The organism is Clostridioides difficile ATCC 9689 = DSM 1296, from assembly GCF_001077535.1.
In the GTDB taxonomy this organism is placed as follows: Bacteria; Bacillota; Clostridia; order Peptostreptococcales; family Peptostreptococcaceae; genus Clostridioides; species Clostridioides difficile.
The window spans coordinates 2,276,325-2,298,703 of the sequence record NZ_CP011968.1; the positions used below are offsets into that span (position 1 = coordinate 2,276,325).

20 protein-coding genes and 1 riboswitch are annotated in these 22,379 nt (G+C 27.0%); of the genes, 4 read left to right on the forward strand and 16 right to left on the reverse strand.

Annotated elements, in window-relative coordinates; genetic code table 11:
- Positions 1-40: 40 nt before the first annotated feature.
- From CDIF1296T_RS11045 to CDIF1296T_RS11095, 11 genes are all read right to left on the reverse strand, one after another.
- Positions 41-1,027 (reverse strand): helix-turn-helix transcriptional regulator, encoded by a 987-nt coding sequence (locus tag CDIF1296T_RS11045; protein ID WP_009893441.1) that lies wholly within the window; start codon positions 1,025-1,027, stop codon positions 41-43.
- Positions 1,028-1,083: 56 nt separating this feature from the next.
- The gene (locus CDIF1296T_RS11050; protein WP_003434065.1) at positions 1,084-1,584 is read right to left on the reverse strand and encodes a QueT transporter family protein; all 501 of its coding nucleotides are present in this window, start codon (positions 1,582-1,584) and stop codon (positions 1,084-1,086) included.
- A 285-nt stretch (positions 1,585-1,869) separates the two neighbouring features.
- Positions 1,870-2,181, reverse strand: coding sequence for a hypothetical protein (locus CDIF1296T_RS11055; protein WP_003433131.1), 312 nt, complete (start codon positions 2,179-2,181; stop codon positions 1,870-1,872).
- 139 nt (positions 2,182-2,320) lie between these two features.
- The gene (locus CDIF1296T_RS11060) at positions 2,321-4,585 is read right to left on the reverse strand and encodes a xanthine dehydrogenase family protein molybdopterin-binding subunit (protein ID WP_009897245.1); all 2,265 of its coding nucleotides are present in this window, start codon (positions 4,583-4,585) and stop codon (positions 2,321-2,323) included.
- 3 nt (positions 4,586-4,588) lie between these two features.
- A complete protein-coding gene (locus tag CDIF1296T_RS11065) occupies positions 4,589-5,038 on the reverse strand; it encodes a (2Fe-2S)-binding protein (protein ID WP_003434060.1) in 450 nt (149 codons plus the stop codon).
- On the reverse strand, positions 5,038-5,826 hold the full coding sequence (locus CDIF1296T_RS11070) for an FAD binding domain-containing protein (RefSeq protein WP_003434058.1): 789 nt from the start codon (positions 5,824-5,826) through the stop codon (positions 5,038-5,040). The genes CDIF1296T_RS11065 and CDIF1296T_RS11070 overlap by 1 nt, the downstream gene beginning before the upstream one ends.
- A gap of 194 nt (positions 5,827-6,020) precedes the next feature.
- Positions 6,021-7,289: a cation:proton antiporter gene (locus tag CDIF1296T_RS11075; protein WP_003433135.1), complete on the reverse strand. Its 1,269-nt coding sequence runs from the start codon at positions 7,287-7,289 to the stop codon at positions 6,021-6,023.
- Positions 7,290-7,629: 340 nt separating this feature from the next.
- Entirely contained in the window at positions 7,630-7,791 is a 162-nt protein-coding gene (locus tag CDIF1296T_RS11080) for a hypothetical protein (protein ID WP_003434055.1), read from the reverse strand.
- A gap of 148 nt (positions 7,792-7,939) precedes the next feature.
- Positions 7,940-9,022, reverse strand: a complete 1,083-nt coding sequence (locus CDIF1296T_RS11085) for a lysylphosphatidylglycerol synthase transmembrane domain-containing protein (protein ID WP_003434053.1) — start codon at positions 9,020-9,022, stop codon at positions 7,940-7,942.
- 102 nt (positions 9,023-9,124) lie between these two features.
- Positions 9,125-10,720 (reverse strand): putative ABC transporter permease subunit, encoded by a 1,596-nt coding sequence (locus CDIF1296T_RS11090; RefSeq protein WP_009897248.1) that lies wholly within the window; start codon positions 10,718-10,720, stop codon positions 9,125-9,127.
- Between the two features lie 46 nt (positions 10,721-10,766).
- Complete coding sequence (locus tag CDIF1296T_RS11095; protein WP_003434049.1) at positions 10,767-11,474, reverse strand: ABC transporter ATP-binding protein; 708 nt, start codon at positions 11,472-11,474, stop codon at positions 10,767-10,769.
- A 252-nt stretch (positions 11,475-11,726) separates the two neighbouring features.
- On the opposite strand from CDIF1296T_RS11095, the gene CDIF1296T_RS11100 reads away from it, so the two are divergent.
- Positions 11,727-12,872 (forward strand): DEAD/DEAH box helicase, encoded by a 1,146-nt coding sequence (locus CDIF1296T_RS11100; RefSeq protein WP_009897250.1) that lies wholly within the window; start codon positions 11,727-11,729, stop codon positions 12,870-12,872.
- 113 nt (positions 12,873-12,985) lie between these two features.
- On the opposite strand, the gene CDIF1296T_RS11105 is transcribed toward CDIF1296T_RS11100, so the two are convergent.
- Positions 12,986-14,362, reverse strand: a complete 1,377-nt coding sequence (locus CDIF1296T_RS11105; protein WP_009897252.1) for an NCS2 family permease — start codon at positions 14,360-14,362, stop codon at positions 12,986-12,988.
- Positions 14,363-14,455: 93 nt separating this feature from the next.
- A riboswitch (purine riboswitch) is annotated at positions 14,456-14,558 on the reverse strand.
- 249 nt (positions 14,559-14,807) lie between these two features.
- Between CDIF1296T_RS11105 and CDIF1296T_RS11110 the strand changes: the two genes are divergently transcribed.
- Complete coding sequence (locus CDIF1296T_RS11110; protein ID WP_003434044.1) at positions 14,808-16,154, forward strand: MATE family efflux transporter; 1,347 nt, start codon at positions 14,808-14,810, stop codon at positions 16,152-16,154.
- 77 nt (positions 16,155-16,231) lie between these two features.
- Positions 16,232-17,626, forward strand: coding sequence for an SLC13 family permease (locus CDIF1296T_RS11115; protein WP_009897254.1), 1,395 nt, complete (start codon positions 16,232-16,234; stop codon positions 17,624-17,626).
- 121 nt (positions 17,627-17,747) lie between these two features.
- Here CDIF1296T_RS11115 and fsa read toward each other — a convergent pair whose 3' ends face one another.
- On the reverse strand, positions 17,748-18,422 hold the full coding sequence (gene fsa, locus CDIF1296T_RS11120) for a fructose-6-phosphate aldolase (protein ID WP_003430626.1): 675 nt from the start codon (positions 18,420-18,422) through the stop codon (positions 17,748-17,750).
- A gap of 273 nt (positions 18,423-18,695) precedes the next feature.
- Here fsa and CDIF1296T_RS11125 point away from each other — a divergent pair, with 273 nt between their 5' ends.
- Complete coding sequence (locus CDIF1296T_RS11125; RefSeq protein ID WP_003434038.1) at positions 18,696-19,460, forward strand: DeoR/GlpR family DNA-binding transcription regulator; 765 nt, start codon at positions 18,696-18,698, stop codon at positions 19,458-19,460.
- Positions 19,461-19,748: 288 nt separating this feature from the next.
- On the opposite strand, the gene CDIF1296T_RS11130 is transcribed toward CDIF1296T_RS11125, so the two are convergent.
- The 3 genes from CDIF1296T_RS11130 to CDIF1296T_RS11140 all read right to left on the reverse strand — a co-directional run bounded on the left by CDIF1296T_RS11130 (position 19,749) and on the right by CDIF1296T_RS11140 (position 22,300).
- Positions 19,749-19,970, reverse strand: a complete 222-nt coding sequence (locus tag CDIF1296T_RS11130) for a hypothetical protein (protein WP_009897257.1) — start codon at positions 19,968-19,970, stop codon at positions 19,749-19,751.
- 400 nt (positions 19,971-20,370) lie between these two features.
- Positions 20,371-21,648, reverse strand: coding sequence for a sensor histidine kinase (locus CDIF1296T_RS11135; protein WP_003434036.1), 1,278 nt, complete (start codon positions 21,646-21,648; stop codon positions 20,371-20,373).
- The gene (locus CDIF1296T_RS11140) at positions 21,632-22,300 is read right to left on the reverse strand and encodes a response regulator transcription factor (protein ID WP_003424455.1); all 669 of its coding nucleotides are present in this window, start codon (positions 22,298-22,300) and stop codon (positions 21,632-21,634) included. Before CDIF1296T_RS11140 ends, CDIF1296T_RS11135 begins: the two co-directional genes overlap by 17 nt.
- Positions 22,301-22,379: the final 79 nt, after the last annotated feature.

A 22,379-nucleotide genomic window follows, 5' to 3' on the forward strand; every position in this document is an offset into this window, starting at 1 on the left:
TATCTCCTTAATAATTATTTAATTTCAACATTTCTAAATATTATACCATATTTTCTTCATAAAAATATCTTAACTCATTGGCCTTATCATAAAGTAGCTTATTCAAAAATTTTGGCTCTATAACCTTAGCATTATTTCCAATAAAAAATAAAATCGAAGCATAACAATCTATATCTTCAACCTTTATGAATGTACTAATTATTCCACTACCATCTTCATTTAGCTCCATATCTAAATTCCAAGAACTGTCCTTTATTTTAGAAACACCTTCTTTAGTTAATAATACATTTAGATAAATAATTTCACCAAATTTTTTAGTAGTTGAACTATTTCCATATAAATTGTTATATACTTCATGTAACCATTCTTCCAAGTTTATATGTATTTTTTTACTTTCTCCTGTTCTTTTTATATCAATTATATTATCTATATGAACTAATATTATTTTATCACTTTTACAATCATATGCTGGTGAAAACCATGCTCCCTTATTTAAATATATACCTATAGGGCATACGTTTTTTTCCAAAATCTGATTACCACACTTATACTTAATATTTAAAATTAGAGATTCTGAAGAAGCTCTAAAAAACTCAGTTACATTACTACTCTTAAAATCTCCATCATTAGTATCATTAGCTACAAAGCCAATGTATCTTTTAATATTTTCTATACCTACTTTTATACTGCTTTTACGTTCATAACTTACTTTTCTCATTATAGAATTAATTTCTATTTCCATTAACTTATAATTATAAATCTGAAGTGACTTAAGTGCAAATAGTATAATCATAACTTCTTTTTCTGTAAATATAACAGGAGGTATATAGCTATTATTTAGCACCCTATAACCTCCATTTCTACCTTGTTCTGCTTGAATTGGAAGTCCCATTTTATTTAATTCTTTTAAATATCGTTGTATTGTTTTAGCTGAAAGATTAAATTCTTCTGACAACTCTTTTATTGTAAACTTTTGCTTATCATTAATATATATCCAAACATCAGTCAATCTTTTTACCTTCGACAAATAAACACCTCTTTTCACTAATAATACTCTCAATTAATTAAATTACTATACACTATTTAAAATTTAATATTAATGACATTTTTATATTTTTTCATTAAAAAGCAGAAAAATGGTACTCCTACAATTGTTACTACTACAAATTCTCCAAAACCTACTTGTATCATAGATAGAATTAATGGAAGCCCAAAGAATACATTTAACATTAGACCAACCACAATCGAATTTATAACAGTTGGCCATAAAGAAGCTATAACTAAAGTACTTTTATTCTGTTTACCTAACTTTCTAGTAATATAAATCATACTTGCACTTATAAATGTGGCTAATGTTCCAAAAATTATATCAGGTACACCATATGGTCCTATTACATTTGCTAAAAAACAACCTAATGTAAGACCTACTATATATCCTTTATCTAAAAATGCCAAAAGCATCATAATCTCTGCTACCCTAAATTGTATTGGTCCATAACTTATAAATCCCAATGATAATGTTAAAACTGCATAGATTGCTGTAATTGCTGCAGTTAGTGCTATATTAATACTATTTTTTCTCATATCTGTCTCCTAGTAAAAGTTTTATTTCTAAAAAAATTAATAACATAACTTTATTTTATACAAAATCTATAAACTTAAACAGTAATTTTATAAAAACAAATTATTTTAGCGAACTATTTTCCTAATTCATTTTATATTATACAACATAATACATACAAATTCAATTTTATATATATAGAATATATGATATTAAAATTATATACAAACTAAAGATAAATTTTCTATTGTTAATTAAAAACAGCAAAAAAGAGCCTTAAAATTAGGCTCTAATAATTTATTTTAAAATCAGTGAACTCTACTACCATCTTTTAATTTAGATAATATCATCCAAGTACCTATACAATCAATTTCCAGTTGTTTCTCTATTTCATCATATAACATTTCTTGATATGATGTATTTAAAACAACATTTTCAACCAATTTAGAAATTTCCTCTTCTGCAAAATCAATTTCTATTTGATTTTGTTTTTCTTTAAAAAATACCCTTACTTTTCTCTGACTTATTGAACGACCCTCAAAGCTGACTAAACATTCTAAAATGTTCTTATCTCCTCTAAAATTATTTACTGCTCTCATATTATTTAGATTACCAGCCAAAACATCATCCCCTTATTTAATTTTGTATTTTATAAGTAAAATTCATAATATTATAATAACTACTTATTAAATATCTTTCAACAGGTATGACATAACTGGTTGTTTAACATGTAAAACTAGTCTAAATTTTCATAAATAATTATTTATTCATTTCCATAAAAACTTTTTCAGGTGTAATAGGGAGTGTATTTATTCTTACACCAATTCCATTAAACACAGCTTCTTGTATTGCTGGTAAAGGTGTATTTATAACAACTTCTCCAACAGATTTAGCACCAAATGGTCCAGTTGGTTCATAAGTTTCAACAAAATCTACTTTAACATTTCCAATATCACATCTAGCTGGAATCTTGTATTGCATAAATGTATTTGTGTCCATGCTTCCTTTTTCTGTGTATCTAACTTCTTCAAATAATGCCATTCCAATCCCTTGAACAATTCCACCTTCAACTTGTATCTTAGCTAGATTTTTATTTATAACCGTTCCACAATCTACTACAGCTACATAATTTACTAAATCAACTTTTCCAGTTTCTGTGTCAATTTCAGTTTCTGCAAAACCTGCTATAAAAGGAGGAGGAGATACTGGGCTACCATGAGAAGCAAGACCTATTAATTGATTAGTATCTGGACCAATTGTAGAATCAACTGCTATATCGAATAATAAAGTGCTACCTTTTTTACTAGTTAATTTTATACCATCAAATTCTACTTCATCCTTCTCAACACCTAGTTTAGTTGCTCCAGCAGAAATTATTTTTTCTCTTAAGTCTTGAGCTGCCTTAACTACTGCCATACCTGTTACATAAGTAGTACTTGAAGCATATGAACCTGGGTCATATGGAACTAAGTCAGTATCAGCTGATATAACTGTTATATTTTCAATGCTTGTATCAAGAACCTCAGCAGCCATTTGAGCTAAAATCGTATCACTTCCTGTACCCATATCAGTAGAACCTATCATAAGAGTATAATCTCCACAGTCATTCAATTTTATTTCAGCTGAAGACTTATCAAGACCTTGTATACCAGAACCTTGCATAGTAATTGCCATACCCACACTTCTAATTTTTCCATTATCAAGATGTTTACAAGGATATTTTTCATTCCATCCAATAAGTTCTTTGCCTTTATTTATACATTTTATTAAATCGACACTATTTAAAGTTTTACCATATGCAAATGTAGTTTCACCTTCTGTTACCACATTTTTTAACCTTAAATCTGTTGGGTCCATTTTTAATTTATTAGCAAGCATATTTATAGTTGATTCAACAGCAAAACATCCTTGTGATGCTCCATACCCTCTAAGTGCTCCTGCTGGCATCTTATTAGTATATACCACATCTGCAATAAATCTTGTTGCTTCAACTTTATTATACATTGGTAAAGTTTTTTCTCCAACCAAACCAATAGTTGTAGAAGCATGCTCTCCATATGCTCCTGTATCAGAAAGTGCTTTTATATCTATTGCCTTTATTATGCCATCATTTGTAGCACCTAGTCTAACTTTTAATCTCATTGCATGTCTACTTGTTGAACAATTAAAAGTTTCTTTTCTATCATAAATTATTTTAGCTGGTTTCCCTGTTTTTAAAGTAACAATTGCAGAAAAAATCTCAACACATGCAGTTTGTTTACCACCAAATCCGCCACCAATTCTAGGTTTTATAACCCTAATTTTGCTAGCTGGTATTTCTAGTGCACGAGATAAATGTCTTTTTACATGAAATGGTATTTGAGTTGAACTTACTACAACCAATCTTCCCATATGGTCTAAATAATTGTATGCCCTATACGTCTCCATCATTGCATGTGCTTGAGCTTGAGTATAATAAGTTTCTTCAATCACTACATCACAATTACTTAATACTTTTTCTACATCACCTTTTGTATAATCATGATGGGATACTATATTTTTTTCTCTTTGCATACCTATATCAAAGTTACAATGTCTATCTTCATCATGTACCATAGTTTTATTTCCTATTGCCTCTTCAAAATCCAAAACAGGTGTAAGTACTTCATACTTTACTTTGATAAGATTCATTGCTTTAATTGCAGTTTTTTCATCTATAGCTGCCACTATAGCTACTTCGTCACCTACATATCTTACAACATCTTCAAGAATTAATCTATCATATGGAGATGGCTCTGGATATGTTTGACCAGCAAGTGTAAATCGAGATTTTGGTACATCTTTATATGTTAAAACACATTCAACACCATCAACCATTTCTGCCTTTGATGTCTCTATATCTTTTATTTTTGCATAAGCGTGAGGACTTCTAAGTATCTTTACCACCAAAGCATCTTTTGCTGATAAATCATCTGTATATACAGGCTTTCCTGTTGTGATACTCATTCCATCTATTTTCTTGATTCCTTTTCCAACTATATTCATGTTCTATTTTACCTCCAGATAAGTTTTGATAGCTCTTAACTGTCCCATATACCCTGTACATCTACATAGATTTCCTGTAAGATAATGCTTTATTTCATCATCTGTAGGATTTTCAAGCTCATCCTTCATTGCAAGTACAGTAAGTATAAAGCCAGGAGAACAGAAACCACATTGCTCAGCTCCTTCTTTTACCAAAACTTCACTAAATTCTTTAACTTCATTTTCTAAACCTTCAATTGTAGTTATTTCTTTATCTAAAGCTCTCAATGTCAGTGTTGCACAGGATAATGTAGGTTTCTTGTCAATTAAAACTGTACATAAACCACAACAGCCTGTGTCACAACCTCTTTTCACACTTAAATTACCAACTTTTCTTAAAGTATCAACCAGATATTCTTCTGGTTCTATATCAACACTTTTTTTCTTCCCATTTATATTAATCTTTACTAACATTAAATAACCTCCATTATAGCTCTTTTTAAAAGTACTTTACTCATAGCTTTTCTATACTCCCTAGATGCTCTCATGTTAGAACCAAAAGTTAGTTCTTCTGATGCTATTTCTACTGCTTTATCTATATTAATTTCATTGATTTCATTGTTAGATAGAAATTCACTAGCTTGTTTTGCAATCGTAGCTTTCTGCGGTCTTGCTCCTACACATAACTTAAATTGTTCCATATGTTTTGATACAGATACATTTAGAATTGGATAATCACTCTTTGCATTTCTAAGTGATTTATAAGAAGCATTCTTATTTGTCTTCTTTATGTATATCTTAATAAGTAAATCTTTCTCATAATCTCTATTTAGAAACTCTTCAAGACTAATTCTCCCAATATTATATAATTCTACTTCTGTATCTAATGAAAGTAATGCTACTATCAAGTCAGAAAAACCATATTTAGAAAATACTGTTGCACCAACTGTTACTACATTTCTAAACTGAACTCCTATTATATTTTTAACTGAATCTTCTATTATTCTTCCAAAATTATTTTTTATTATGGAACTTGTTTCTAATGTTCTAAAAGTAGTCATAGAACCAATCTCAACGTAATCTTCATACTCTTTTATATAATCTAAATTTAATTTAGATAATTCTATTCCTGTTCCTATTCTTTTTTTCCCCATTCTTAAAAAAGCACTTCCACCAATTACTTGGTTAGTTTTTCTTTTATTTAAAATTGAGTACGCTTCTTCTACTGTATCTGGCTGTACAATATCCATAACCGTAAACATAAATTTCCTCCCTTATTTGCTATTCTTATTTTAAATACAACTAATTATATCATAGCTTCAACAAATTTTGATAATAAATATGTCTAATATGTAAATTCTGTAAATTACTTATACATAAAAAAATGACTATTTCAATAATCATCATTAGACAATATTAAAATAGCCATTAACAGGTACTATTTTAAAGCAAAACTTTAAAAAGTTGATACTTTTTCACTTATATTTATCACTTCTTCTTCTAATAATCCAAGTTTTTTAGCTACTAATTTTGTAGTACTTCCTTGTATTACTAATGTAATTAGTATAGTCATGAATACTACAGATGAAATCACTTCGTATCCAGGAACTTTCATTGCTGAAATAATACCACAAAGTGCTGCTGGTATTACGCCTGTTTCCCTTACCCACATCATAAATAATATTTCACTTTTACTCCATTTTGCTTCCCTGTCTACAAGTGTACAAACTAAAACGCAAAGTGGTCTTGCTATAAACATTAATACTAATACTGTAATTACAGATGGCATAAAATATTTACTTAACTGAGCCAAATTAACTTGGCTACCCAATATTATAAATATTGCCATACGACAAATAGTACCTAAAGTTTCAGCAACATAAAAATCTGCATCATAAGATTTTTGACTTAACCAAATTTTAAAGTTTTTCTTGTTACCAGTTATTATACCTACAATAAAGCAAGACATATATCCACTTCCACCTAATTTTGTAGATAATTCATATGCAACTACAACTGAAATAACAGATATTATTGGTGCAAAATCTTTAAATATTCCATAAGGTTTATCATTAACTAATTTCAAAAGCAGTATTCCTGTAATTAAACCAACTAAAACTCCGACAATAACCATTGTCCCCAGTTCATAAATATTTTCACCTAATGAAAATTTATTTGACAAAATTACAGCCAACACTGCTGATGTTAGTATAGCTCCTGTTGCATCATTAAAAGCTGATTCACTTATTACAGTTTGTTTTACCCTATCCTTTATCTTTACCTGATTAAATATAGGTACAAGAGTGGCTGGGTCTGTTGATGCTATTATAGTTCCTGCTAGTAAAGCAGTCATTGCACTTATCCCAAAAGTAAATCCTATTACTTGTTGCATTATAAAAGCAGATATCACAACTCCTAAAGTAGCTAATAAGAATACAGATATCTTCACATTTCTCAATACTTTTAAACTTATTTCTTTTCCACCTAAATATAAAATAAATGCAGAACCAAATGTAAGTATTAGTTGATTTTCTATTTGAAATCCACGAATATCTATAAATTTTAAAAATGATGGTCCTATTAAAATACCTACAAGTAAATATAACACTACATCTGGAACCTTTATTATTTCACTAAGCTTACTACAAATTATTCCAGTTATACTTACAATAGCAAAAATTATCAATAAATTATTGCTGGCAATTGTGTGTATAGATGCTTCCATGTCCGTCTCTCCTCCCGATTTGCATACATTATGCAATATACTTATTGTTTTACTATATAATTATAGCACACAAATAAATGTTATCAATCATTTTTTTTAGGACATGCAATTTAGCTTTCATTTTTGACAATTAAATAACGCTTATATAATTTTGCTATTTTTTGCTAGTTATTAAAAGGTTGATTTTGTCAAGTTTATAGTATATATATATTAATATTTTTTATATCCATATCTTTTTAGATATTTTTCGACTTTTTCCTCCATTAAAATAAGTTTAAATTTAACAATAAAACATTTCATTATATATATTTTTTAAAATGTACCATTTTCAACATTTTCATTAACTTGGTCTATTCATTTTTTTCTTATCTATTCTATATCCAAGCATATTCCCTATATTTTTACTTACATGTAATTCTTGAGCTATTTCAAGTTTATTATCATTGCTTTGTTTTATCTTAGAAATCTCACTTTGTTTTTCATTTTGTTTATCTTGTTTCATAGTTTCTCCTTTCAAAACAATATCACTTTTTCTGTTTATTACTTATTATTTCAAATTTCTATAATTTTAATCAAAAAAGGGAAATATCTCAATATAATATAGCTTATTCAACACCATATTTATATATAGAATTTCCCTAATTATTTTATTAATTTAATTTTTCAATAACCTTATCTAAATTAGAATTTACTTTATCTTCCTTTTTCCAAGAATTTAATGTATAATGCGTTCCAAATGTAAATAAACCTGAAACTATTAATATAAAATAGTATACAAACCCACTATATAAGAGTACAGAGTACCCCAATAATTCTTTTGGAATTATATTGGAGAACATAGTAAAAAATGTAACCTCATTAGCTCCAACATTTCCTGGTGTTGGAATTGGTGATATAGCCATATATAAAAAGACCTGTAATGTCATTATATGTACATATGAAACTCCTCTTAAATTTGAGGCTTTATACACACAATAAACTATACTGAAATATGCGATTAATTGTAACACAGTAAGTAATATACTTAAAACTAAGATTCTTACATTTTTAATAAATATTTTTATAGAATAATTATAATCATCAATATAATGATTTATTCTATCACGTTTTGAATCTAAAAATTTAAATGTTTTAAATTTAGATAAAAAATTAATCAAAACTTCTGCTATCATTTTTACTTGTTTTGGACTAAATACTATTAGTAGTCCACCTAACAACATACTTACATTCATAATCATTCCAAAAGTTATCAAGACTTTCACAGAATGTACTTGCTCCATCAGTAATGACTTATTTAGCAAAATTAAAATTCCACAAAATACAGTAACTGTACTTTGAAATACTACAGTTTTATTAGTAACTATAGCCACTGATTTACTAAGGCTTACATCATATTTTGTAAGTGCATATATTTGCATTGGTTGACTCCCAGATGCAAATGGAGTAACTAAGTTATAGTAAAATCCCATTGTAGCCATTTTAATACCAATAAATTTTACTTTTGTTTTTTGAACTGCATTTATTATCAAATGAGTTACAATAGATTCAATTATCATATATACTATAATTGTCAATATGCCAAGAAATATATAAGTCTTATTTACTAGCCTTATAATTTTAGGTATTAGTTTTATATCTAAAGTAGTTAATACTAAATAAGTAGTAATACATATCAAAAATAATAAAAATCCATATTGAATAAAATCTTTTTCTCTTTTGGATAATTTTCTCATTTATTTTCTCCTAAATTTTTTCATATCACTATACATAGTATACTACTTAACCTATTATTTGCAAGACTAAAAAAGATAAGTCTTTATTTGACATAAATACACCTATAAATTTTTAAATATTCTTACTCCTTTAGTAGAAATAATTCTCCATATCATAAAATCTAATATCAAAGTAAGTATACTTGCCAAAATAATATATATATTTAAAAACGAAATTCCAAGTAATACATATATACCTCCAAGTATAATTACATAAGCTAATGATACTAACATTGTAACTATCATACTTGCACTTCTTTTTACTACAGCCACCTCATTTTTCCAATCAAGGTTTGGGTATAATAAATTTGATAATAATCCCATCAATGCTACAAACATTGAAAAACTTACAATCAAACAGATTGATACAATAATAAACTGAATTTCAAAGTCTAATCTTATAGATACTAATATTAGACATAAAATAGATAATGGGGCATTCAATAAAAAATTCATTAATACTTTTGACCAGAATATTTCTCTTTCATCTATTGGAGAAGATTTCAGTATCCATAAATTTTTTCCTTCAAGAGAAATTGAACAGTATGTTGTACAATTCATTACTATTATAAAGAAGAATACTCCCAATAATTGTATTTTTATAAGATTAAAATCTATATTCAATTTCAGTAACTCACCCACTTTATCTGCTCCAAATAATAATATTAAAATTGTACCTACTATTAGAAATAACAAACCTGCAGATGAATTTAAAAAGTATATAAACGAAGAAGTATATCTCTTAAATTCTTTTTTTAATAAAGCTTTTGAAGGTCTTGAAGTTTTTTGACCCTTAAATTCATAATTTTTTGACTTATATCCTTCACTCATCTTAGCATTTATATCTTTAAATTTTTTTGCAAACAGAGTTACAAACATAAAAAATGGTATTATTGAGATGGCTATAAATGCTAAAAATGAAACTATACTTCCTGTTTTAAGAGCATCAACAAAATAATATATAGGAGGATATACTTTTCTAATCGTCTCTGAAATAGACACACTATTCTTTAGCATTTCAACTGACATAGAATTAAGTCTTGACATAAGTAGGGTATAAAGCAACATCAATATAATGCTACCTATTATTAATACTAAATTTTTGTATTTTATTCTTGATGATATCTGCCCTATAAATAGAAAAATTATTGATGAAGCAACTATCGGTAATAATGGTAAAGCTAAAAATAGCAATATCAAATAAGGGAAATAAGTTATACTTACATCAGAATTTAAAAAGTAAACCACTGCAGGTATAATCATACATATTGAAGAAAATAAATAGTTTGCTCCAACCAACATTAATATCTTACTTGCTAGTACAGTAGATTCTTTTATAGGTAAACTAGTCAAAAGGTCTAAATCTTTTGCTTGAAATAGATATGATGACGTTTTATATAATGATGTAACAATAGTTGTTAATGTTGATAATCCAAAACCAAATATCAGTAGCATTTCCAGTTGATTTATTTGCTTTAAGATATCAACTAAAGAGAGACTTAAGCTCGTTACATAAAAAATTAATAGACCCGCTATTATAACAACTGAAAGCATCATTCCCATTATTTTTTGTTTTTCTCTACCGTCAGCTTTTTTTAACGCATTTAATTTAAATTCATTTATTATATTATTTTTTATTAATATACTTAGATTGCTCATATTTTATCATTCCTCACTTTAGACACTATATTGTATAAAAAACATTTTATTTCTCTATTAATTCCATGAAAATACTTTCAAGTGAATTACTTCCCTTAACTTCTTCTGTAGTTCCATAAGCAATTATATTTCCATCTTTTATTATGGCAATCTTATCACAAATTTTTTCAGCAACTTCTAAAACGTGTGTTGAGAAAAATATACAACCACCTTTGTCACAAAACTCCCTCATAATTTCCTTCAATATAAAGGAAGCTTTTGGGTCAAGACCTACAAAAGGTTCATCAAGAATTAAGATTTTTGGGCTGTGTATCAAAGCCGAAATTATAGCTAATTTTTGTTTCATACCATGTGAATATGAAGATATTAAATCTCCTAATGCTTTATTGAGTTCAAACTTATTTGAATAATATTTTATTAACTCTTCTCTTTTATCTTTGGCAACTTCAAATATGTCAGCTATAAAATTAAGGTATTGTATACCAGTTAATGACTCGTATAAATCTGGATTATCAGGTATATATGCCATTTCCTTTTTACATTCAACAGGCTGTTTTTTTATAGATTTAGAATTTATTAGTACCTCTCCCTCTTCAAAATCGTGTATTCCAACAATTGCTTTAATAGTAGTAGTTTTACCTGCTCCATTATGTCCTATAAACCCAAAAAGCTCTCCATCATTTACATCAAATGAGACACTACTTACTACTTTTTTATTTTTATATGATTTAGATACATTGATTACTTTTAACATAATTTCCCTCCATATTATAGTTTTGATATTTGTTATATATAATATATAACAAATATCAAACAATTACAACTTTTATTTGTTTATTTTAGAAATCTATAAAATGCAAAGGTATCAGAAATATAAAGGTATAAATATAATTGATATTTACTTTCAAATTACACATAATTATAAAAGAATATATAGTTCGATTTGAATAAACAATGTATAATAAAAAATAGTTGACTATAATTATTAAAATATAAGGAGTAAAATATGAATACATTTGAACAATTAAAAATAAGTTCCACTCTAATAGATGGACTCAAAAAACAAGACATAACTTCTCCAACAGAAGTTCAGTCACTTGTTATAGGGAATATAATTCAAAATAAGGATTTATTGATTAATTCACAGACTGGAACAGGAAAAACACTAGCATACCTTTTACCTATATTTGAAAAAATTGATACATCAAAAAGAGAAACACAAGCTCTTATACTTGCACCTACGCATGAATTAGTAATGCAGATTACAAACCAGGTTGAATTATTGGCTAAAAATGCAGAACTCTCCGTTACTTCTTTAGCTTTAATTGGGGAGGTCAATATACAAAAACAAATAAAAAATATAAAAGCAGTAAAACCACACATAGTAATTGGCTCTTGTGGAAGAGTTTTAGACTTGATAAAACAAAAGAAACTAAAATCACATAATATAAAAACTATTATCTTAGATGAAGTGGACAATCTATTGAATGGAAAAAATATAACTTGTATAGAAGACATAATAAGAACAACGTTAAGAGATAGACAAATTATAGGATGCTCTGCAAGTCTTACTGATAGCACTATAAAAATTTGTGATAAACTTATGAAGGAGTTTGAAATAATAAAAACAAAGGAAAAATCACAAATAAATCCTAACATCAATCACTCATATTTATTAGGTGAGATAAGGGATAAATTTACTTTTCTTAGAAAGGCATTAGCAGCTACAAATCCAAAAAAAGCTATTGTATTTGTAAATAATGAAAAAAATATAGAAGTCCTAGTATCAAAACTAAATTATCATAATTACAAAGCAATAGGAATTTTTGGAAATATGGAAAAAGAAGATAGAAAGAATGCAATAAATAAATTTAAACTTGGTAAAGCAAAGATTTTAATTACAACTGATTTATCTGCTCGTGGACTAGATATTGTGGATGTAAGTCATGTTTTTAACTTGGATTTTCCAAAAAGTAAAAATGAATACCTGCATAGATGTGGTCGAACTGCTAGAGGAAATCGAAGTGGTAACACAATCTCAATAATAACAAAAAAAGAATTAGATATTATAAAAGATTTGCAAAAAGAGTTCAATATAGTAATTACACCTAAAACTTTACAAAATGGAGAACTAATAGACATTATTAAATAATACAATAAATACAAAAATACAACAAATACAAAAGAGCTGTAGTTTATCATCACAATTGATAATAAATTACAGCCCTTTATTTTATATTAAATTAAAATTTTAAATAATACCTATTATAGTAGCCAAAGTTTTATTATAAATAATATTGCCAGAACAATCATTACTACAGAAACATGTTTTTTGTCTTCTGCCTTTTTAGCTCCAAATATATTATAAAATATATTTACGAAAACATAAGTTAATATACCTAAAGTTAAACCATCACCTATACTATATGTTAATGCCATACAAGCAATAGTAACAAAAGCTGGAACACCTTCAGTTATATTATCAAACTCTATATCCTTAACTGTACCAAGCATTAAATATCCAACATATATTAAAGCTGGTGCTGTAGCACATGATGGAATTGCTATAAATACAGGAGAGAAAAACATTGCAGCTAAGAATAAAATTCCAACTGTTATTGCTGTCCATCCAGTTCTTCCACCTGCGATAACTCCTGTTGAACTCTCAACATAAGTTGTAACTGTAGATACTCCAAGTCCTGCACCAACTGTAGTTGCAACCGCATCTGTAAGTAAGGCTCTACCTACATTAGGAACATTCCCTTTTTCATCTAACATGTTTGCTTTAGAACAAACACCAACTAATGTACCTACTGTATCAAAAAAATCAACAAATAAAAATGTACAAACTACTACTAAAAAACCACCTATATTTGTTGGATGTAGTACATATCCTAAATCTATTTTACCTGCTATTGGTGCTAAACTTTCGAATTTAAATAATCCACCAGGTAAATATATACCTAATTTTTGTGCATACTCTGGATTTATAAAAGCAAATGCCCAAGCAAGTAATGAACTCACTACTATTCCAAAAAGTATAGAACCTTTAACTCTTTTTTTATCTAATACAGCAATAATTATTAATCCTACACAAGTTATTATTACTGCTGGTGTAAATCTACCCATTTTGATAAGAGTGGCTTGGTCTCCAATAACAATTCCACTGTTAACTAGACCTATAAGTGCAATAAATATTCCTATACCACCTGTAACAGCTAATTTCATATTTTTTGGTATCGCATTTACAACAGCCTCACGAACTCCACTTACTGATAATACTATAAAAATAATACCTTCTACAAATACTGCTGTAAGAGCTACTTCCCAAGGAACACCCATTTGTAAAACTACTGTATATGCAAAAAATGCATTAAGACCCATACCTGATGCTAAAGCAAAAGGAAGGTTAGCAACTACACCCATTAAAATACATCCAAATGCTGCTGCTAAACAAGTACCTGTAACAAGTGCACCTGCAGGCATGCCTGTCTCAGATAAAATATTTGGATTTACAGCTATTATATAAGCCATAGTTAAAAAAGTAGTTACTCCTGCAATTATTTCCTTCTTCATGTCGACATTTTTATTAGTCAAAATTGGAAAAAGTTTCTGCATAGTACTACTGTTTGTTGTTTGCATAACAACACCTCCTATTAAATTTTACAAAAAAACGACACAGTAGTTGATAAGCTGAGCCGTATCCTTCATAATTCAGTTAATTAAATATTTAATTAACTAAATAATAGTATACATAGTCAGAATATTTACGGTATTCCGGTAGAAACTTATGACCCATATTGTCAAAATTATATGTTATACAGTACAAAACATGAATTTTTCTTTACGAATATTATTTTAATTTATATAATTAATTTTGTCAATATATACGTATATATTGTATTGATTTTGTATTAATATTCGATTATATTAAATATTGATTTATTAAATTCAAATTATAATTATATTCTTTACATTTTAAAAAAATATATGATATTTTGATACAATTTATTTATAGTTTGGATATAAAGTTTATGTTAAGATTATACTATAATAAATTAATAATTTTTTTATTTGGAGGAATAAGGTGAAAGATTTAACTACAGGTCATGAGGGAAAGTCCATATTCTTTTTTGCCATGCCTATGCTTATTGGTAGTTTATTTCAACAACTATACAATACAGCTGACAGTATAATAGTTGGTAGATTTATTGGAAAAGAAGCAATGGCGGCAGTCTCTGGAGCTAACCCTATAATGTTTTTATTGGTGGCAGCGCTTATGGGTGTTAGCCTTGGATTTTCTATTTTAGTGTCACAATTTTATGGCTCAGGAGATTTAAAAAAGGTAAAAGCTACTATTGATACTACATATATACTTTTATTTATTGGTTCTATATTAATAAGTATTCTTGGAATAGTATTTGGTGGCCCCATGCTTAAGCTTATGAATACACCAGAATCCGTTTTTGCTCAATCAAAATTGTATCTTACTATAATATTTAGTGGAATATTATTTTCTGCTGGATATAATTCAGTAAGTGCAATACTTAGAGGACTTGGAGATTCAGTAACTCCACTTTATTTTCTGATAATAGCCACAATTCTAAATATAGTTTTAGACTTAACTTTTATTGTCGTGCTAAGAATGGGTGTTGAGGGCGTTGCACTTGCCACTATAATGGCTCAGGCAGTATCATTTATAATAAGTATAATTTATTTAAATAAAAAACATGAAGTGCTTAAATTTAAAATCAAGGGAATTGTATATGATAACAAAATATTTAAAGATGGACTTAGATTAGGACTTCCAAGTGGAGTTCAACAAATGTTGTTTTCAATTGGAAATATGGCTCTTCAATTTTTAGTTAATAGTTATGGTACATCTGCTATGGCAGCTTTTGGTGCTGGTCTTAGGATAGAAAATTTTATAAGCTTACCTATTATGAATCTTGGTTCTGCTGTTTCTACTTTTGTTGCTCAAAACATAGGTGCTGGAGAAAATGAAAGAGTTAAAAAAGGCATTCGAGAATCTATAAAAATGACCTTAGTTTTAGCAGTTACAGTTATTGCTTTAATTTTGCTATTTAGGGAAAATCTAATTGCTCTATTCAATACTGATAAAGATGTCATTAAAATTGGCTCTTCTTACTTATTTATAATAGGACCATTCTTCTTATTTATTGGAACTTCTTTTGTACTTTCAAGTGCAATGAAAGGTGCTGGTGATTCCATGTTTGCACTTATAAGCTCAATAGTATCTTTATGGCTTGGAAGACTTCCAGCTTCTTATATGCTTTCTAAATTTTTTGGAACAGACGGAATTTGGATGGGTATTCCTTTTGGTTGGACTTTAGGTCTTATTGTTACAGTTATCTACTATAAGAAAGGACATTGGAAAACTAAAGCTATTGTAAATCATAGAATCAATGAATAATCTTTTTATAAAATGTATTCACATTCATTGTATTCACCTCCATTATGATATAATAAATTATGGAGGTGAATATAAAAATGGGTATTATTCTTAAGCCAAAACAATTTTATATGACTGTTATAGCTACCATAATTCTCTACTTCTCTCTTAATTACAGTTTCAACATAAAATTTTCTATATGCTTATCTTTTTTAACTATCTTGATATGGGCTGTAGACTCAGTTGAAAAAACTTTTGTTGCATTGTTTTTTGTAATTCTAGCGTTTATATTTAACATTGCACCAATAAAGGTTATTTTACAGTTTTTATTTACAGAAAATTTTTACATAATAATTCTTGCATACATAATTACTAATGCAGTTACAAAAACAGGTGTCGCAAAAATTATTTCTGAGAAGTTAATTTTAAATACTGTAAATACCCCTAAAAAAATGATTCTTTTATCGTATATTTTAGGTATACTTTTAATATTTTTTATCCCACAACCATTTCCAAGGGTTATTCTTGTATCTGCTTTTTACAAGGAGTTTTTAAAAGAACAACAGATAACTGAAGATTCAAAATCTATACTTTTATTTAGTATATTTACAGCATCTACCTTTACATCAATGTTTTTTGTAAATGGAGACACTCTTCTAAATTATGTTGTACTAGAACTTGGAAATTGTAATATAAATTGGGGTCAATGGGCTTTTTATATGTCTGTTCCAACTATAATTACTTGTTTTATAACTTATTTTTTATTTACCTTTGTCTTTAAAAAAGAATTGCATTCAATAAAATTTATTTCTAATGAAAATCTTGAGGGTAATAAACTTCATTTTTCATATTCTAATTTAAAAAAAGAATTTAATTTGCTAAACAAAGAACAAAAACACGTATTTTTATGCCTAGGAATAATGTTTTTTATGTTTTTAACTCAGTTCATACATAACATAAACACATTAATTATAATGTCAATTTGTGTACTTCTTTTATTACTAAGAAAAATAGTTGGATTTAGTACTTTAAAAGAAATAAATTGGAAGGTCCTTATTTTTTTTATAGCAGCATTTTCAATTGGAGGAGTGTTAAAGTACTCTGGAGTTGTAGATATAATGGGAAATTATTTGATAAAGTTTATACCAAACTCTTCAGAAATTATTTCAATATTGTTTTTGATAACTCTCACAATAATCTTGAATATATGTCTTGGAAGTGCTGTCACTACATCATCTGTAGTAATACCATTACTTGGAAGTTTACATATACTAAAGGAAAATAGTGTTACTTTATGTCTATTTGTCTACATTATAGTAAGCATACAGTACATATTACCATTTCATCATGCTACAATAATGGTTGGTCATGGTGAAAATCTGTATAATAGCAAGGTTATTTTCAAATACGGTTTAACTTTGATTCCTTTAACCTACTTTATAATAATATGTATAACATTCCCTTGGTGGAAATTTATAGGACTAGAAACCTAAAAAAGATGAAAATATGAATTAACTTAAGATAATAACGAAATTATTAAAAAGAAAATTCATATTTTCATCTTTTTATATAAGTTCTTGTGAAATTGGACAAAACTACTCTTTTACCATAATACTAAATATTATTTGTTTTACTTCCTTTTCCAAAAGTATTCTCCCAATCCTCTATAAACTTATCTACACTCCAATCAGTTAATGGATGATTCATCATAGATTTACAAATATCATATGGTACTGTAACACTATGCACCCCATGTTGCATTAATTCTATAACTTGTTGTGCATTTTTAAAACTGGCTGCAAGTACTTTTGTATCCATTTTATAAGTATCTATTATTTTTATAAGTTCTGAAACCATAGCTACTCCATCACCAGATATATTATCAAGCCTATTTACATAAGGTGCAATATAATTTGCTCCAGCCTTTGCAGCTAAAAAACCTTGATGAGCAGTGAATATTGCAGTAGCAGTTATTTTTACACCTTTTCTGTGAAGGTCTTTTATAGCTCTTAAACCATCTTGTGTTACAGGTATTTTTACATATATATTTTTTCTCAAACTACTTATATATAATGCTTCTTCTAATATTTCTTCATACTTTGTACTTAACACTTGAGCATGTATAGGCATATCCTCACCTATAATCTCACCAATTTCATTTATAAGTTGCTTAAAATTCTTTTTTTCTTTTGAAACAATACTTGGATTTGTAGTTACACCATCTATTGGTAAACAAGTACATAACTCCTTAATCTCCTCCACATTACCTGTATCTAAGATTAGTTGCATTAAAATATCCCCCTTTAATCTTTCTTTATTCTTATTATATATTGATTTGGTATTATTTTCAACATTTTGCTTATTGTTTTTTATTTTTTATTATTGTTTTACTTTTCCTTCTTAGTTTTATAATTTTTTTATTTACTAAATTCTAAATATATAGTTAGAAAAAACATACTTTTTATATTAAATTAATTTTGTATTTCATGTTAAAATAGTTGATATATTGTATTTTATCTTATAATATTTACTATAATACTATATTGCGAAAAGAGGTAGAAAATGTTTGCAGAAGAAAGAATCCAAGCTATATTAAATATCCTAAAAAAAGAAGGTAGAGTTACTGTCAAAGAGCTCAGTTCTAAATTTAATGTTACAGAAGATTGTATAAGAAAAGATTTAAAAAATATAGAAAAGATTTCTTCAATAAGAAGAATTTATGGAGGAGCTGTACTAGCTAGAGAAACACTAGAAAATCAGGATACAAAAGACAGAAAAGAAATTAATATTCCAACAAAGAAAATAATAGCAGAAAAAGCATTTAATTTAATTGAAGATAGAGAAACTATATTTTTAGATATCTCTACAATTAACATCTTGCTTGCGAAGTTGTTAGCTGAAAGTAATAAAAAAGTAACACTTGTTACAAATATGCTGGATATACTAAATGTAGTTACTTCAAAACCAAATAATTTAAATATAATTTCCACTGGAGGTTTATTAAATCTCAGTTTAGACGGTTTTGTCGGTACTCCAACTATAGAGTTTATATCGAAATATAAGTTTGATAAGACTTTTATGGGAAGTTGTGGAGTAGATGTATTCAACTCTTCACTTACAACTTTTGAAATTGAAGATGGTCTTACGAAGAAGGCTATAATAAATTCAAGTAAAAAAGTATTTATAGTTATGGAAGATAAAAAGTTTAAATTTGATGGAAATTTCAAGTTTGCTCATTTAGAAGATATTAGTTCTATAATTACAGAAAAAACGCCTACTCCTGATATAGTAGATATTTTATCAGAATTTAATGTAAATGTTTTATAAGTTTAATTATATGTTTTATAGGATTTCTTATAAATATAAATTTTTATTTGATAAATATTCTTAAAAACATATTTCTATAATATTTATTTTATCCTTAGTATCTATTTTTTAAAATCTAGTTCTATAACATCTACTTTATCCTTATGTCTATTTATAAAACTAATTTGAAATAGACTTTCTAAATCTAATACAGTTATTTTTAGAAAGTCTATTTCCTTAAATAAACTATTTAATATTACTGGCTACTTTTTATATGAATACAATAATTTGTTATTCATAAATAAAAGCTTATTTCATTTCATTCTTCATTTGCTTCTCTAATTCTTTAGAAAATTTCTTTTGTTCATATCTTTCCATCATTTCATCTTTTTTTATTTCTAAGTTTACCATAGCACCTTGTGCATCATCTTTCAAATCTTCAGCTGTATTTTTCATAACATAAGCTGTCTTTTTAACACCTTCTTTTAAATCTTCTTTCATATTTTTCATATCTCTTTTTAATCTATCCATCAAAACTACCTCCTCTGTAAATATAATACTTCCTATATTTATTTTTCCCAAAGTACATATATTTATTTGTAATATCAATTATAATTTTTAAGTCTTAAATATAGTTTAAACTATCTAAATCTATACATTTCAATAAATTAAATATTTTTTATTTCAAAATAAAAATAACACTAAGCATAGATTATATGCTCGGTGTTATTTTTTAAATTCATAGTAACTTAATTGTTGGGTTACTATAATGATGACTTATATGGAGGATGTAAGGAAATCTCATCATTATAGTTGGTGTATTTTATGGTTTTAAGCTTCTTTATATTTATATAATACAGTTTCATTATGAATTTTTTGTGATTTTAAAATGAACTATTATTGAAAGTTATATATTCTTTATAATAAGTAATTAATTTTTAAATTCTACTGTGAATACTACAGAGTTTTCTTTGTTTTTTATGCTATAATCAAACCCATGACTTTTAAAAATTTGGCTGACTATATAAAGTCCAAGTCCACTTCCTCCAGTTTTTCTTGAACGAGATTTTTCTATTCTATAAAATGGATTAAATATTTCTTCTAAATAACGTTTCTCGATAGTTACACCAGTATTTTCAATTTCTAAAACCACTCTTTGATTAGAAGTCTTTTTACTTATTCGTTTATTTTTATCATAGAGTCTAATTATAAGCTCTGATTCTTCAGGAGAATATTTTATGGCATTATTTATTATATTATTGATTGCCTTAGTTATTCTCTCTTGGTCTGCCTTAATTTCCAAATTTTCTTCTATTTTTAAAATAGTTTTCATATGTTTTTCTTCTATTAAAAATACTTGTCTCTTTACAAGTCTATTTAATAATTCACTTATATTTATTGATACCAATTTCAAATCTTTTTCAAGTATTTCTGATTTTGAAACCTCTATCATTTCATTTACTAAATCTTTTAATTCTTGTGTACACTCATACGATTTTTTCAGATAAGTATCCCTATCCTTATACTTACCTACACTATAAATCATACCTTCAATTTGACCACTTATTATGGTTATTGGAGTTTTTAGTTCATGTGATATTGTAGCAACAAAATCCTTCCTTCTATATTCCTGTTCTCTCTCACTCTCTATTATGTTTATAAGAGGCTTTGTTATTACAATTGAATATATATATGCTCCAATAATCGCTATCAATATTGCTATTGATATGATGTATGGCATTAGTTTTCTTATAACTTCGTTTGCTTCGTCAATTGGTTGTAATGGCATAACGAGTTCTAAAGTATATGGACCATCTTTTGCATCTTTAGTATATATAGGTATAGAAGTTCTATACTCATCCTCAAGACTATTAATCATGTACTTACTATATCTTAAAATAACTACTTCATTCTTACCATATACAATTTTACCTTGGTTATCTTTTAATAAAATAGCCAAATTTTGGTCTTTAGCCATATAATAAAGTCTTTCTTCTAAAGTATATGTATCGAAATGAATTGAACTATCTACTAAAGATTTCAAACTTTCTTGAAGAGACTCAATTTTATACTCATGATAATATGATGGCAATAAAAAATATAAAATTAGATATATTATTAAAGCTAATGCTATTAATAATGATGTCGTTATTGAAAATAACTTATACTTTATACTTAACTTTTCCCACTTATCAAATATCCTTCTCAAGTGTATATCCTATTCCTTTTACAGTTTTAATATATGGTAATGATATTTTTTTTCTTATATTTTTTATATGTGCATCAACAATCCTAGTATCTCCATAATAGTCATAACCCCATATACTATCCAAAAGACCTTCCCTAGTTATAACTTGTGGATACTTTTCTATCAAAGCTTTTAATATATTAAACTCTTTTAGTGTAAGTTCTATAGGTTCTCCATCTATCTCTGCAATATATGTGTTTAAATCTAATTTTAATTTTTCAAAAACTATAAATTTGTCATTTATAGTCTTGTTACTTCGCCTTAAAATTGCTTCTACTCTTTTTATAAGAAGATTAAATGAAAATGGTTTTGTTATATAATCATCACATTCTAAGTCAAACCCTTTAAGTTGGTCTCCTTCATCATTTAAAGCAGTTAAAAATATAATTGGAACGCTCGATGACTTTCTTATCATTTTACAAACTCCATAACCATCTAAGTTTGGCATCATTATATCTAATATGACTAAATCATAACTTCCTTGCTTAAACTTTTGTATACCTTCCAACCCATCATTTGCTGTATCAACTTGATAACCTTCTGCACTTAAAAATTCTGATATTAACTCTTGTATATTTGAATCATCTTCAATTACAAGTATTGACGAATTCATTCTATCAATCCTTTCTATTTTATTTAAAATTTCGTATATTACTTATATTTTATCTTATTGTTGTGAATTTTACATGAAA